The organism is Streptomyces sp. NPDC091282 (assembly GCF_044757385.1).
Lineage (GTDB): Bacteria > Actinomycetota > Actinomycetes > Streptomycetales > Streptomycetaceae > Streptomyces > Streptomyces gramineus.
In genome coordinates this window covers 55,915-68,934 of record NZ_JBIVUX010000011.1, presented here as the reverse complement: position 1 = coordinate 68,934, position 13,020 = coordinate 55,915, and the positions used below count along the sequence as shown (strand labels likewise).

At 72.3% G+C, this 13,020-nt stretch carries 15 protein-coding genes; 4 read left to right on the top strand and 11 right to left on the bottom strand.

What is annotated here, in order from left to right; translation table 11 throughout:
* Positions 1-132: 132 nt before the first annotated feature.
* The 4 genes from ligA to ACIQOE_RS36830 form a co-directional block, all read right to left on the bottom strand.
* Positions 133-2,328 (bottom strand): NAD-dependent DNA ligase LigA, encoded by a 2,196-nt coding sequence (ligA, locus tag ACIQOE_RS36845; protein ID WP_365558868.1) that lies wholly within the window; start codon positions 2,326-2,328, stop codon positions 133-135.
* A gap of 13 nt (positions 2,329-2,341) precedes the next feature.
* Complete coding sequence (locus tag ACIQOE_RS36840) at positions 2,342-3,343, bottom strand: methionine synthase (RefSeq protein ID WP_351323455.1); 1,002 nt, start codon at positions 3,341-3,343, stop codon at positions 2,342-2,344.
* A gap of 147 nt (positions 3,344-3,490) precedes the next feature.
* Positions 3,491-4,180 (bottom strand): SDR family oxidoreductase, encoded by a 690-nt coding sequence (locus ACIQOE_RS36835; protein ID WP_362642308.1) that lies wholly within the window; start codon positions 4,178-4,180, stop codon positions 3,491-3,493.
* Positions 4,181-4,196: 16 nt separating this feature from the next.
* Complete coding sequence (locus ACIQOE_RS36830) at positions 4,197-4,736, bottom strand: TIGR00730 family Rossman fold protein (protein ID WP_351323453.1); 540 nt, start codon at positions 4,734-4,736, stop codon at positions 4,197-4,199.
* A gap of 50 nt (positions 4,737-4,786) precedes the next feature.
* On the opposite strand from ACIQOE_RS36830, the gene ACIQOE_RS36825 reads away from it, so the two are divergent.
* Positions 4,787-5,113 carry a DUF427 domain-containing protein gene (locus tag ACIQOE_RS36825; RefSeq protein WP_365558866.1) on the top strand — a complete coding sequence of 109 codons (327 nt, stop codon included), beginning with the start codon at positions 4,787-4,789 and terminating at the stop codon, positions 5,111-5,113.
* 3 nt (positions 5,114-5,116) lie between these two features.
* On the opposite strand, the gene mnmA is transcribed toward ACIQOE_RS36825, so the two are convergent.
* Entirely contained in the window at positions 5,117-6,250 is a 1,134-nt protein-coding gene (gene mnmA / locus ACIQOE_RS36820; RefSeq protein WP_362642312.1) for a tRNA 2-thiouridine(34) synthase MnmA, read from the bottom strand.
* 60 nt (positions 6,251-6,310) lie between these two features.
* On the opposite strand from mnmA, the gene ACIQOE_RS36815 reads away from it, so the two are divergent.
* A complete protein-coding gene (locus tag ACIQOE_RS36815; protein ID WP_351932226.1) occupies positions 6,311-6,964 on the top strand; it encodes an N-acetylmuramoyl-L-alanine amidase in 654 nt (217 codons plus the stop codon).
* A gap of 63 nt (positions 6,965-7,027) precedes the next feature.
* Here the strand turns inward: ACIQOE_RS36815 and ACIQOE_RS36810 are convergent, their stop codons facing one another.
* The 3 genes from ACIQOE_RS36810 to ACIQOE_RS36800 form a co-directional block, all read right to left on the bottom strand.
* Entirely contained in the window at positions 7,028-8,191 is a 1,164-nt protein-coding gene (locus tag ACIQOE_RS36810) for a cysteine desulfurase family protein (RefSeq protein ID WP_365558862.1), read from the bottom strand.
* A 142-nt stretch (positions 8,192-8,333) separates the two neighbouring features.
* Entirely contained in the window at positions 8,334-8,609 is a 276-nt protein-coding gene (locus tag ACIQOE_RS36805; protein ID WP_399012862.1) for a DUF4190 domain-containing protein, read from the bottom strand.
* Between the two features lie 32 nt (positions 8,610-8,641).
* Complete coding sequence (locus ACIQOE_RS36800; RefSeq protein ID WP_351323447.1) at positions 8,642-8,809, bottom strand: hypothetical protein; 168 nt, start codon at positions 8,807-8,809, stop codon at positions 8,642-8,644.
* 122 nt (positions 8,810-8,931) lie between these two features.
* Here ACIQOE_RS36800 and ACIQOE_RS36795 point away from each other — a divergent pair, with 122 nt between their 5' ends.
* Positions 8,932-9,561, top strand: a complete 630-nt coding sequence (locus ACIQOE_RS36795) for a TetR family transcriptional regulator (RefSeq protein ID WP_351323446.1) — start codon at positions 8,932-8,934, stop codon at positions 9,559-9,561.
* A 77-nt stretch (positions 9,562-9,638) separates the two neighbouring features.
* Here the strand turns inward: ACIQOE_RS36795 and ACIQOE_RS36790 are convergent, their stop codons facing one another.
* Both ACIQOE_RS36790 and ACIQOE_RS36785 read right to left on the bottom strand, forming a co-directional pair.
* Positions 9,639-9,974 carry a hypothetical protein gene (locus tag ACIQOE_RS36790; RefSeq protein ID WP_401416313.1) on the bottom strand — a complete coding sequence of 112 codons (336 nt, stop codon included), beginning with the start codon at positions 9,972-9,974 and terminating at the stop codon, positions 9,639-9,641.
* 205 nt (positions 9,975-10,179) lie between these two features.
* The gene (locus ACIQOE_RS36785) at positions 10,180-11,031 is read right to left on the bottom strand and encodes a thioesterase family protein (RefSeq protein WP_401416310.1); all 852 of its coding nucleotides are present in this window, start codon (positions 11,029-11,031) and stop codon (positions 10,180-10,182) included.
* A 166-nt stretch (positions 11,032-11,197) separates the two neighbouring features.
* Here ACIQOE_RS36785 and ACIQOE_RS36780 point away from each other — a divergent pair, with 166 nt between their 5' ends.
* Positions 11,198-12,427, top strand: coding sequence for an alpha/beta hydrolase-fold protein (locus ACIQOE_RS36780; protein WP_351323443.1), 1,230 nt, complete (start codon positions 11,198-11,200; stop codon positions 12,425-12,427).
* Here the strand turns inward: ACIQOE_RS36780 and ACIQOE_RS36775 are convergent.
* Positions 12,336-12,995, bottom strand: a complete 660-nt coding sequence (locus ACIQOE_RS36775) for a trimeric intracellular cation channel family protein (protein WP_351323442.1) — start codon at positions 12,993-12,995, stop codon at positions 12,336-12,338. The genes ACIQOE_RS36780 and ACIQOE_RS36775 overlap by 92 nt on opposite strands.
* Positions 12,996-13,020: the final 25 nt, after the last annotated feature.

Genomic DNA, 13,020 nt, shown 5'->3' with positions numbered 1-13,020 from the left:
GGGCACGGCAGGTGCACGCCTCAACAGTAGGCCGCAGAAGGCTTCCACGGGCAGCGGTCGTCTACGGTTGCCCGATTGCGCCCTGGCCACCCGTATGCATCTGGTATGCGCCGAACGGGTGACCTTCAACCGCTACTCCTCGACCGGAAGGGCGACTTCGGCCGCGGCGTCCGGTCCCTGCTCCAAAAGTACGACAAATCCGTCCTCGTCCAGGACGGGAACCTTCAGCTGCATCGCCTTGTCGTACTTCGAGCCGGGGTTGTCGCCCACGACCACGAACGAGGTCTTCTTCGACACCGAGCCGGTCACCTTGGCTCCGCGGCTCTGCAGGGCGTCCTTGGCGCCGTCCCGGGTGAACTGCTCCAGGGTTCCGGTCACGACGACGGTGAGACCCTCCAGCGGCCGCGGCCCCTCGTCCTCGCCGGTGGACTCGTCCTCCAGCGGGACTCCAGCGGCCTTCCACTTTCGGATGATCTCGCGGTGCCACTCCTCGGCGAACCACTCCTTGAGCGCCGTCGCGATGATGCCGCCGACGCCGTCGATGTTCGACAGCTCCTCCTCGGTGGCCTGCTCGATACGGTCGATGGAGCGGAACTCGCGCGCCAGAGCCTGCGCGGCGACGGGTCCGACGTGGCGGATGGACAAGCCGTTGAGGAAGCGGGCGAGCGGGCGGGTCTTCGCCTCCTCGATCTTCTGGAGCAGCGCGAGGGTGTTCTTCTTGGGCTCGCCCTTCTGGTTGGCGAAGACCGTGACGACCTTCTCCTCGCCCGTCTTCGGGTCGCGCTTGGGCAGCCCGCTGTCCTGGTCGAGGACGTACGCCTTGATGGGCAGCAGTTTCTCGACGGTGAGGTCGAAGAGGTCGCCCTCGTCGACCAGCGGCGGTTCGACGGGCTCCAGCGGCCGGGTGAGGGCGGCCGCGGCGACCCCGCCGAAGTGCTCGATGTCCAGGCACTCGCGGCCCGCGAGGTAGGACACCCGCTCTCTCAACTGGGCCGGGCAGGCGCGGGCGTTGGGGCAGCGGAGGTCGATGTCGCCCTCCTTCATGGCCCGCAGCGGTGTGCCGCACTCGGGGCACTCGGCCGGCATCACGAACTCCCGCTCGCTGCCGTCCCGCAGGTCCACGACCGGGCCGAGGATCTCCGGGATGACGTCACCGGCCTTGCGCAGCACCACGGTGTCGCCGATGAGCACGCCCTTGGCCTTGACGACCTCCTGGTTGTGCAGGGTGGCGAACTCCACCTCGCTGCCGGCCACGGTCACCGGCTCGACCTGGGCGTACGGCGTGACCCGCCCGGTACGGCCGACGCCCACCTTGATGTCGATCAGTTTGGTGTTGACCTCCTCCGGCGCGTACTTGTAGGCGATCGCCCACCGGGGAGCGCGGGCCGTAGAGCCGAGGCGTCCCTGGAGCCGGATCTCGTCCAGCTTGACCACGACACCGTCGATCTCGTGCGCCACGGAGTGCCGGTTCTCGCCGTAGTAGGCGATGAACTCCCTGACTCCGTCGAGGCCGTCGACGACCCGGTTGTGCGGGGAGGTGGGCAGGCCCCAGTTCCCCAGCAGTTCGTAGGCCTGGGAGAGCCGGGTCATGCCCTCGAAGCCGGCGAGGGCGCCGATGCCGTGGACGACCATGTGCAGCGGGCGGGAGGCGGTGACGCGCGGGTCCTTCTGCCGCAGCGAACCCGCGGCCGCGTTGCGCGGGTTGGCGAACGGCTTGTCACCGGCCGCCACCAGGCGTTCGTTCAGCTCGGCGAACTTCTCCATCGGGAAGTAGACCTCGCCGCGGATCTCCACCAGGTCCGGGACCGTGTCGCCGTGCAGGCGGTCCGGGATCTCGGCGATCGTACGGACGTTGGGAGTGATGTCCTCGCCGGTGCGGCCGTCGCCGCGGGTGGCCGCGCGGGTGAGCCGGCCGTGTTCGTAGGTGAGGTTGACGGCGAGGCCGTCGACCTTCAGCTCGCACAGGAAGTGGAACTCCTGGTCGCCCAGCTCCTTGTGGATCCGCTCGGCCCAGGCGGCGAGGTCGTCGTCGTTGAACGTGTTGTCCAGCGACAGCATCCGCTCGCGGTGCTCGACCGCCGTGAACTCCGTCGCGTACGCGCCCGCGACCTTCTGGGTCGGCGAGTCGGGCGTGCGCAGCCCGGGGTGCTCGTCCTCCAGCGCCTCCAGCGTCTTGAGGAGCTTGTCGAACTCCGCGTCGCTGACGACCGGGGCGTCCTTCACGTAGTACCGGAAGCGGTGCTCCTCGATCTGCTCGGCGAGCCGCGCGTGCTTCTCCCGTGCCTCGGCGGGCACTGCCGTCTCCGCCTGCTGCTTGTCGCCGGCCACCGTTTTCCTCCCGTTACTCTGGGTTGTCCGCGAGTGATCTCGCCGCCCGGACGCAGTGGGCGAGCGCCTGCCGGGCGTACGCGGGGGAAGCGCCCGCGAGCCCGCACGACGGGGTGACCGTCACCGCCTCCGCGAGAAGTCCCGGTTGCAGCCCCAGCCTGCGCCACAGCGTCCTGACACCCATGACGCTACCGGCAGGGTCCGACAATGCCGTGTCCGTGCCCGGTACGACACCGACGAACAGCCGGGTGCCGCCCTCAACGGCCTCGCCGATGGCGTCCTCGTCACGTTCGGTGAGGAGCGAGAAGTCGAAGGAGACGGCTGCGGCCCCGGCCCGGCGCAGCAGCGCGAACGGCACGTCGGGGGCACAGGAGTGGACGGCCACCGGGCCGCCCGCCTGGACGCCGAAGACGTCCCGCAGCGTGGACTCGACGACCTGGCGGTCCACGGCCCGGTGGGTGCGGTAGCCGCTCGCGGTCCGCACCCGGCCGCTCAGCACGGCGGTGAGGGACGGTTCGTCGAGCTGCAGGACGAGCCGGGCGCCGGGGACGCGGCGGCGGACCTCGGCGAGGTGCAGGCGCAGTCCCTCGGCGAGGGAGGCGGCCAGGTCGCGGCAGGCGCCGGGGTCGGAGAGCGCCGCCTCGCCGTTGCGCAGTTCCAGCGCGGCGGCGAGGGTCCAGGGGCCGACCGCCTGGACCTTGAGCGGGCCCTCGTAGCCCTGGGTGAACTCCTCCAGGGCGTCCAGGTCCTCGCCGAGCCAGGAGACGGCCCGCCGGGTGTCGCGGCCCGGCCGGTCGCCGAGCCGCCAGCCGCTGGGCTCCACGCGCGCGTACAGCTCGACCAGGAGGCCGGCGGTGCGTCCGATCATGTCGGCGCCGGGGCCGCGGGCGGGCAGTTCGGGGAGGAAGGGAAAGTCCTCGAAGCTGCCGGTCGATGCCTTGGCGGCCTCCCGGGCGTCGGTGCCGGGGAGCGAGCCGATGCCGGTCGCGGGGCCGAAGGAGGGGGTTGCGTTCACGTGGGAAGCCTAGGTTCGGTGGGCCGACGGGGGGGCGGCGGTCAGTCGTCAGGTGCGGGCCGTGGGGGCGCGCCCGCGCGGCGGCAGCCGCACAGGAGCACGGCCCCGCGCCCCTTGCGGGGCGCGCTCGGCCTCGCGGTGTTCCGGTCAGGCGCCGGGGCGGACGGTCAGGTCGTTGATCTCCGCGTCCCTCGGCAGGTCCAGGGCCGTCAGGATCGCGGTCGCCACCGACTCCGGGTCGATCCACTGCGCCGGGTCGTACTCCTTGCCCTCCTGCTGGTGGACCTTGGCCTGCATCGGGCTCGCCGTGCGGCCCGGGTAGACGGAGGTGACCCGGACGCCGTTGCCGTGCTCCTCGTGGCGCAGGGCGTCGGCGAGGGCCTTGAGGCCGTGCTTGGAGGCCGCGTACGCCGACCAGCCCGCGTTGGCGTTCAGGCCGGCGCCGGAGTTGACGAACAGCACCTGGCCGCGGGCGGCGCGCAGCTGGGGCAGGAAGTGCCGGGTCAGCTCGGCGGGTGCCACCAGGTTGACGTTCAGCTGGTGGCGCCAGGACTTCGGGGTCAGCTCGCCGATCTGGCCGAGGTCGACCACGCCGGCGACGTGCAGGAGGGTGTCGACGCGGTCGGGAAGGGTCTGGTGGGAGAAGGCCCAGGAGAGCTTGTCCGGGTCCGCCAGGTCGCCCACCAGGGTGCGGGCGCCGGGGAACTCGGCGGCCAGTTCCTTCGCCCGGCCCGCGTCGCGCGCGTGCAGGACCAGGTCGTCCCCGCGCGCGTGCAGGCGGCGGGCCACGGCGGCGCCGATGCCGGAACCGGCCCCGGTGATCACATGAGTTGCCATGAGGGCCATGCTCGCATCAGCCGGCGGGCCGGTTCGCCTCGAGGTGGGCGAGCGCGTCGGCGGGTTCGGCGGCGAAGTGCATCAGCTCCGCCAGCGGGCGGGGCAGGAATCCCTCGGCCTCCATGCGGCGGAACTGCTGCTCCAGGCCGTCGTAGAAGCCGGCGGTGTTCAGCAGGACGACCGGCTTGTCCGTGCGGCCGTGCTTCTTCAGCTCCAGGATCTCGGTGGCCTCGTCCAGGGTGCCGGTGCCGCCGACCATGATCACCACGGCGTCGGACTTCTCCAGCAGGAGCCGCTTGCGCTCGGCGAGATCGGCGGCGATCACCATCTCGTCGGCTCCCGGCCGGGCCTTGTTCGCCAGGAACTCCACGGAGACGCCCAGCAGCCTGCCGCCGGCCTCGTGGACACCGTCCGCGACGACCTTCATCAGCCCGGTGTCGGAGCCGCCCCAGACGAGGGTGTGGCCGCCCTTGCCGATCAGTTCCCCGAAGTCACGGGCGGGCCGGGTGTAGCGCTCGTCCAGGTCGGCGGCGGAGAGGAAGACACAGATTCGCATGGGGCCAGGGTAGGCGGGAACAACACGGCTCCTTGCGCTGTCATCCCTGTATGGCATCTGGACACACGATCACCATCGAGAAGAGCGACCGGTCCGTGCGCGTGGTGCACGGCGACCTCGTGCTGGCCGAGAGCGACCGGCCCCTGGTGCTGCGCGAGACCGGCAGCCCCGTGCGGTACTACATCCCCGCGGAGGACGTCCGCCTGGACCTCCTCACGCCGTCCGAGACGCACACCGTGTGCCCCTTCAAGGGCACCGCGTCCTACTGGTCCCTGCCGGACGCGCCGGACCTGGTGTGGGCCTACCCCGACCCCAAGTCCGACGTCGCCGAGATCAAGGACCACCTCTGCTTCTACGAGGTCGAGGTCGCCGGCTGAGCCTCAGGCGCGGGCCACGTCGGCGGTACGCACCGTCGAGGCGATCGTCGCCGATCCGACGACACGCGAGTCGTCGTACAGGACGATCGCCTGGCCCGGTGCCACGCCGCGGACCGGCTCGGTGAACGTGACGCGCAGCTCGCCGTCCACGAGTTCGGCGGCGACCTCGGTCTCGCCGCCGTGCGCGCGCAGCTGGGCGGTGTAGCGGGCCGGTCCGGCGGGTGCGGTGCCGCACCAGCGCGGCCTGATCGCCGTCAGGGCGCTGACGTCCAGGGCGGCGGCGGGGCCGACCGTCACCGTGTTGTTCACCGGCGAGATGTCCAGGACGTAGCGCGGCTTGCCGTCCGGCGCCGGGGTGCCGATCCGCAGCCCCTTGCGCTGGCCGACGGTGAAGCCGAACGCGCCCTCGTGGGTGCCGACCTTGGTGCCGGACTCGTCGAGGATGTCGCCCTCGGCCTTGCCGAGGCGCCGGGCCAGGAAGCCCTGGGTGTCGCCGTCGGCGATGAAGCAGATGTCGTGGGAGTCGGGCTTCTTGGCGACCGCGAGGCCGCGGCGCTCGGCCTCGGCACGGATCTCGTCCTTGGTGGTCAGGGTGTCACCGAGCGGGAAGAGCGCGTGCGCGAGCTGCCGCTCGTCCAGGACGCCGAGGACGTAGGACTGGTCCTTGGCCATGTCGGAGGCGCGGTGCAGCTCACGGGAGCCGTCGGCGAGCGTCACGACCTTCGCGTAGTGCCCGGTGCAGACCGCGTCGAAGCCGAGGGCGAGGGCCTTGTCGAGCAGGGCCGCGAACTTGATCTTCTCGTTGCAGCGCAGGCACGGGTTGGGGGTGCGGCCCGCCTCGTACTCGGCGACGAAGTCCTCCACGACGTCCTCGCGGAAGCGGTCGGCGAGGTCCCAGACGTAGAACGGGATGCCGATGACGTCGGCGGCGCGGCGGGCGTCCCGGGAGTCCTCGATGGTGCAACAGCCCCGCGCGCCGGTGCGGAAGGATTGCGGGTTCGCGGAGAGCGCGAGGTGGACGCCGGTGACGTCGTGGCCGGCTTCCGCGGCGCGGGCGGCGGCGACGGCGGAGTCCACGCCGCCCGACATGGCGGCGAGGACGCGGAGGGGACGGGTGCGCTGCGGGGTCTCAGTCATAGCCCCTCCAGGGTACGGGGGCGCGGGAACCGGGGCCCGCGGGTATCCGTTGGGGATCACATGGGGGCGACGACGGGTGATCGGGACCGGCGGATCGGGCGGCGGGCGCTGCTGATCGGCGGGGCGGCGGCGGCCGCGGGCACGGCGGTGCTGACCAGGGACGAACTGACGCGGCTGTACTGGCGGCTGCCCGGAGTGCGCAAGGCGCGGGTGGCGGGCGCGGTGGACTTCAGGGGCGCGCGCTGGGTGGCCGCGTCACCCGCGAACTACCGGACGGCGAACCGGCCGGACGACTATCCGGTGGACCGGGTGGTCATCCACGTCACCCAGGGCGGCTACGCGAGCGCGGTGAAGGTCTTCCAGGATCCGGCGCACGAGGCGGCGGCGCACTACATCGTGCGCAAGGACGGGCGGATCACCCAGCTGGTGCGCGAGCTGGACGTGGCCTTCCACGCGGGCAACCGGTCGTACAACGAGCGCAGTGTCGGCATCGAGCACGAGGGTTTCGTGGACCGCCCGCAGGACTTCACCGCCGCGATGTACGCGGCGTCGGCGCGGCTGACGGCGGCGATATGCCGGCGGTACGGCATGGCGATGGACCGGGAGCACGTGATCGGCCACGTAGAGGTGCCGGGGACGGACCACACCGATCCGGGCACGCACTGGGACTGGGACCGCTACATGGGCCTCGTACGGCGCGCCGGACGGTCCTGACCGGCCTGCCCGGCCCGCGGCCCGGCTCGGTGCGGTCGGCTCCGTCCGGGCAGCCCGCTTCCGTCAGCTCAGTCCGGCGAGCCGGGCGCGTTCCACCGCCGGGCCGATCGCCTTGGCGACCGCCTCCACGTCGGCCTCGGTGGAGGTGTGGCCGAGCGAGAAGCGCAGGGTGCCGCGGGCCAGGTCCGGGTCGGTCCCGGTGGCCAGCAGCACATGGCTGGGCTGCGCCACCCCGGCCGTGCACGCGGAGCCCGTCGAGCATTCGATGCCCTGGGCGTCGAGCAGCAGGAGCAGCGAGTCGCCCTCGCAGCCGGGGAAGGTGAAGTGGGCGTTGGCCGGCAGCCGGTGCACCGGGTCGCCGCCGAGTACGGCGTCGGGCACGGCGGTGCGCACGGCGTCGATCAGCCGGTCGCGCAGGGCGCCTATCTCGCGGGCGAACCACTCGCGGCGCTCGACGGCGAGGTGGGCGGCGACCGCGAAGGAGGCGACCGCGGGGACGTCCAGGGTGCCGGAGCGGACGTGCCGCTCCTGGCCGCCGCCGTGCAGGACCGGTACGGGGGTGTACTCGCGGCCCAGGAGCAGGGCGCCGATGCCGTAGGGGCCGCCGACCTTGTGGCCGGAGACGGTCATCGCGGCGAGGCCGGAGGCGGCGAAGTCGACGGGTGTCTGGCCGACGGCCTGGACCGCGTCGGCGTGCAGCGGGATGCCGAACTCACCCGCCACGTCGGCGAGTTCGCGGACCGGCAGGACGGTGCCGATCTCGTTGTTGGCCCACATGACGGTGGCGAGGGCCACGTCGTCGGGGTTGCGGGCGATCGCCTCGTGCAGCGCCTCGGGGTGGACCCGGCCGTGGCGGTCGACGGGGAGGTACTCCACCGTCGCGCCCTCGTGCTCGCCCAGCCAGTCGACCGCGTCGAGGACGGCGTGGTGCTCGACGGGGCTGGACAGGACGCGGGTGCGGGCCGGGTCGGCGTCGCGGCGGGACCAGTACAGGCCCTTGACCGCGAGGTTGTCGGCCTCGGTGCCGCCGGAGGTGAGGACGACCTCGCTGGGGCGGGCGCCGAGCGCCGCCGCGAGGGTCTCCCTGGATTCCTCGACCGTGCGGCGTGCCTGGCGGCCCGAGGCGTGCAGGGAGGACGCGTTGCCGGTGACGCGGAGGGCGGCGGTGAACGCTTCCACCGCTTCCGGGAGCATCGGGGTGGTGGCGGCGTGGTCGAGGTAGGCCATGGTGGGCTCGATTCTACGGGGGGCGGGACAAGGGTCGCCCAGCCGCCGTAGGTGGCCTGTGCCGGTGTGCGGGTGCCGGTGGTTCGCGGCCTGTCGCGCGGTCCCCCGCACCCCTGGAGGGACGCTTGCGCGAACGGTGTCCCTACAGGCTCCAGGAGATCGTGTTCGACGCCGCCATCGCGATCGCCAGGACCCCGAGGTCCGCCACTCCGAGGGCCAGGCCCAGGTAGGCGCGGCCCTTGCGCGCCGTGCCGCGCCACAGGGAGACCAGGGACAGGACGATCGCGATCGGGCCCAGGAACAGGTTCAGGACCAGCAGGCCGAGGAGGCCGAGGATGAAGGACGCCACGGCCATGCCGTCGGCGTCGCGGGTGCGGGGTTGCGGCCCGGTGGTGGCGGCCGGGGCGGTGAGGTGCAGCATGCTCAGCTCCTGGAAGTCGTGGTGGACGGTCAGTTGGCCGAGGTGCGGCGCCGGCGGGCGATGCGCTCGCGGAGCGCGAAGACGGCCAGCCAGACGGCGATCACGGCGGCGAGTCCCGCGGTGACGTCGAGCGGCGCGTGGGCCACGGTGCCCAGCACCACGCCGAGCAGCATGAGTGCGGCGACGAGGAACAGCATGGGATGAGATCCCCCCTCCGTTACATTTGGGTGAACGGTTGTAGTAACAGTTGTTCACTGACTTTGAGTCTAGCAACTCCGACGGCTTTTCAATTCCGGAGAACAGTTGTTAACTGGATGACATGAGTCACACCCTCGGCATCCGGCAGGCCCAGAAGCAGAAGACCCGCCAGGCCTTCCTGGATGCGGCGCTGGGGCTGCTGGAGGAACAGAGCCTGAGCAGCCTGGGATTGCGGGAGGTCACCCGGGCCGTCGGCGTCGCCCCGACCGCCTTCTACCGGCACTTCCGCTCCACCGCCGACCTCGGCGTGGCCCTGGTCGACGAGGCGCTCGGCAGCCTGCACCCCATGGTGCGCACGACCGTCTCCGCGCCCGGCCCGGAGCGCATCACGCGTGCCGTGCGGCTCATCGCCGGCCATGTGGCCGCGCACCCGGCGCACGTCCGGTTCATCGCCAGGGAGCGGCACGGCGGCGTGCAGCCGGTGCGCGAGGCCATCCGGGACCAGCTGGCCCGGTTCGCCGAGGAGGTCAAGTCCGAGCTGGCCAAGGACCCGGAGGCCGCCGGGTGGAACGACGAGGACCTGTTGATGCTGGCCCATCTCTACGTGGACCAGATGCTCATCACCGCGTCCCTGTTCCTGGAGACCCTGGAGTCACCGGAGCCCTCGGAGGCGGAGCGGGAACGCGTCGCCCAGACCGCCGCCCGCCGGATGCGCCTGATCAGCCTCGGCCGGCAGCACTGGCTGGACTAGCACCCGTCCGGCACGAGCGGAACAGGCGGAACGGGCGGCCCGCGACGGTCGCCGGACGGGCCGCCCTCGTACGGGTGTCAGCCCTTCGCCGCCTGCGTGGCCGGCGCCCCGCCGGCGCCGGGTGCGCCCTGGCCGCCGGCGCAGCCGCCGCCCCGACCGCCGCCGGGTCCCCCGCTCGGCAGGCCGGTGGGAGTGCCGCTCGGGAGGCCGGTGGGGGCGCCGGCGGGCCGGGCGGTGGAGTCGCCCGTGGGGGCGCCGGAGGGGCCGCCGCCCGGCATGCCCGACGGGGCCGCGCAGGACCGCGAACCGCCGGAGCCGCTGCCGTCGGACGACGAGTCGCCCGAGCCGCACGCGGTCAGCAGCAGGGAGAGGGCGAGCAGGGCGACGGCGGGGACGAGAGGGGCACGCTTCATGGCGGACAGCTCCGTGACGGATCGGGAAGTCATGAGGCATGACACTCGACCAGCGGCACCTGGGCCCCAGTTGGGGTCGCGCTGTCCCGGCGCTGTGACTCGGGCGGAGGGCGGCCCGAGGAACACCGCGGGGTCGCGCCCTCCCGGGGTTCTCGATCCGGCCGCCGGTGCGCGTCCGTGACGGAACGGGGTTGCGGTACCGCCGTCAGCCGAGGCGGACCCGGGCCAGCTGCCGGGACTGGGCGACCAGCCGGTCGGCGCTGTCCCAGACCTCGGCGTCCTCCTCCAGGAAGCCGCCGGCCAGGTTCCGGGTGGTGACGGAGACGCGCAGCGGGCCGGGGGCGGGGCGGTGGCGGACGTGGACGGTGAGTTCGACCGTGGGGACCCAGCCCTTGAGGCCGATCTCGAAGGCGGTGGGCGGCAGCGCGTCGACCGCCAGGAGCAGGGCGAGGGGGTCGGCGTCCCGGCCGTCCGCGAGTCCGAACCAGGAGCGCATCTCACCCTTGCCGGAGGGCGCGCCGAGGGCCCAGCCGAGGGTCGACGGGTCCAGCTTGAGCATCAGGCGCTCGGTGATGGCGGAGCTGCCGTCGACCGGGGCCGGTCCGTCCTCGGGGCCGAAGCACTGGTCCATGGGCGGGATGGCGGGCGGGGTCGCCGTGGTGCGGACGTCGCCGGGGAGGGCGGCGAGGTCGCCGTAGGAGGCGAGGACGCGGATGCGTTCCACCTCGTTGCCCTCTGCGTCGTACTGGAGGAGCGAGGCCTGGCCGGTGGAGAGGGTGCGGCCGGTGCGGACGGTGTCCGTGCGGATCACGGCCGGGCCCGGCTGGGACGCGGTCAGGTAGTGCGCGGAGACGGTGAACGGGTCCGGATGCGGCAGCGTGTCCGCGAGGGCCCGGCCGAGGACGGCCAGCAGGTAGCCGCCGTTGACGGCGCTGATGATGGTCCAGCCGGCCGAGAGGTCGATGTCGTAGACCCCGGGCGCGCGCCGGGTGACCGCGGTGTCGCGGTCGAACTCGCTGTCGCCGATCACGGCCCGCGTGGAAGCTGCTTCTGGCATGCCCGAACAGTAACAAGAGGTGATTACTAAGCGGTAGCTTTTGTGATGCACGCACCAGCCGCTCCGCGGGTAAGGGATCCACCCGCCGGGTGAGGTTCCGGCAATTTCTGAGTAAGTGTCCGGACACGTCCGTAACCCGGAGCCCGTCATTCCCCTCTATGGGGACATGAGCCTCACCGGGACGCCGTTCCTCTACACGACCATCGTCCTGTCCGTGGTCGCCCTCATACTCCCGCTCGTCCTGTGGTCCAGGATGCGCGGGCCCCAGGCCGTGCGCGCCGCGGCCCGGGTCCTGATGCTCCTGTTCGCCCAGGCCACCGCGGTGACGCTGATCTTCGTGATGGTCAACAACCAGAACAACCTGTACGACAACTGGGCCGACCTGCTCGGCACCGGCAACCACGTGCAGCAGGCCGCGAACCTCGGCCGGGACGGCACCGGCGGCATAGCGCTGCGGCGGCTGCCCAAGGTGAGGCAGGAGTTCACGGCCGCCGACGGACCCGCCATGCACGCGGCCGGCGGCGTGCGGGTCACCCAGCTCAAGGGCCGCGTCTCGGGCGTCGACGCCGAGGTCTACGTCTGGCTGCCGCCCCAGTACGGCGAACCGGCCTACCGCAAGCACCGGTTCCCGGTGGTGGAGCTGCTGCCCGGCTACCCCGGCTCGGCCAAGGCCTGGTTCGGCTCCCTGAAGGTGCACGAGCAGCTGGAGCCGCTGATGCGCAGCGGCCGGGTCGCGCCCTTCATCCTGGTGGCGCCGCGCACCAACCTGCTGGCCGGCACGGACACCGGCTGCGCGAACGTCCCGGGCACCGTCAACGCCGACAGCTGGCTCAGCATCGACGTGCCGAGGATGGTGAGCGACAACTTCCGCGCCGCCGCCGCGCCCGCGAACTGGGCGGTCGCCGGGTACTCGGCGGGCGCGCACTGCGCGGTCAAGCTGGCCGTCGCCCACCCGGACCGCTACCGGGCCGCGATCAGCCTGTCCGGCTACAACGACCCCATCGGCGAACGCAATTCGCTCACCGCGCAGAGCGTGACCCTGCGCGAGCGGAACAACCCCTACCTGCTGCTGCGCAAGGCGCCCGTCCCGCCCCGGATCGCCCTCTACCTCTCCGGCGAGTCCGGCGACGGCTACCAGGCCGGCGTGGCGCTCGAACAGGTCGCCAAGGCGCCGACCACCGTGCACGTGGTGTTCCTGCCGCGCAGCGCGGGCGGGCACAACATGGCGCTGTGGCGGCCCCAGGTGCCGTCGGTCTTCGAGTGGCTGACGGTCAACATGGGCCAGAGCCACCTCAGGTCCGGCGCTACTCCTCGCGAACCGTCGTCCGCCGGTTCCACGCGCGCGGCGCTCGCCAGTGGAACCGCATCGCGAGCAGGCGCAGCACGAAAGCGGTGACGACCGCGAGCCCGCTGGTGAGCGGGGTCAGCGCGTCGTAGCGGATGCACACGGCCACCAGGGTCGCCCCGACGATCGCCGGGACCGCGTACAGGTCGCGGTCCCAGCGCAGCAGCGAGGGGACCTCGTTGGCGAGCACGTCCCTGAGCACACCGCCGCCGACCGCGGTGGCGAGCCCGAGGGCCACCGAGGAGGTCAGGTTGAGGCCGTAGGAGTAGGCCTTCGTGGTGCCGGTGACGCAGAACAGGCCGAGGCCGGCCGCGTCGAAGACCAGCACCGCGGACTGGATGCGTTCGACGTGCGGGTGCAGGAAGAACACCACGAGCGCCGTGAGCAGCGGGGTGACGAAGTACCCGAGGTCCGTGAAGGCGGCCGGGGGCACCGCACCGATGATCACGTCCCGGAAGATCCCTCCGCCCAGCGCGGTGACCTCGGCGAGCACGGCGATGCCGAAGACGTCGAAGTTCTTGCGGACCGCCAGCAGCGCGCCGGAGATCGCGAAGACGAAGATGCCGATGACATCGAGCGTGTGCTGGACGGAGGGAGAGAAGAGTTGCTGGAGCTGCACCCTGACATTGTGACCTGTCAGGGTG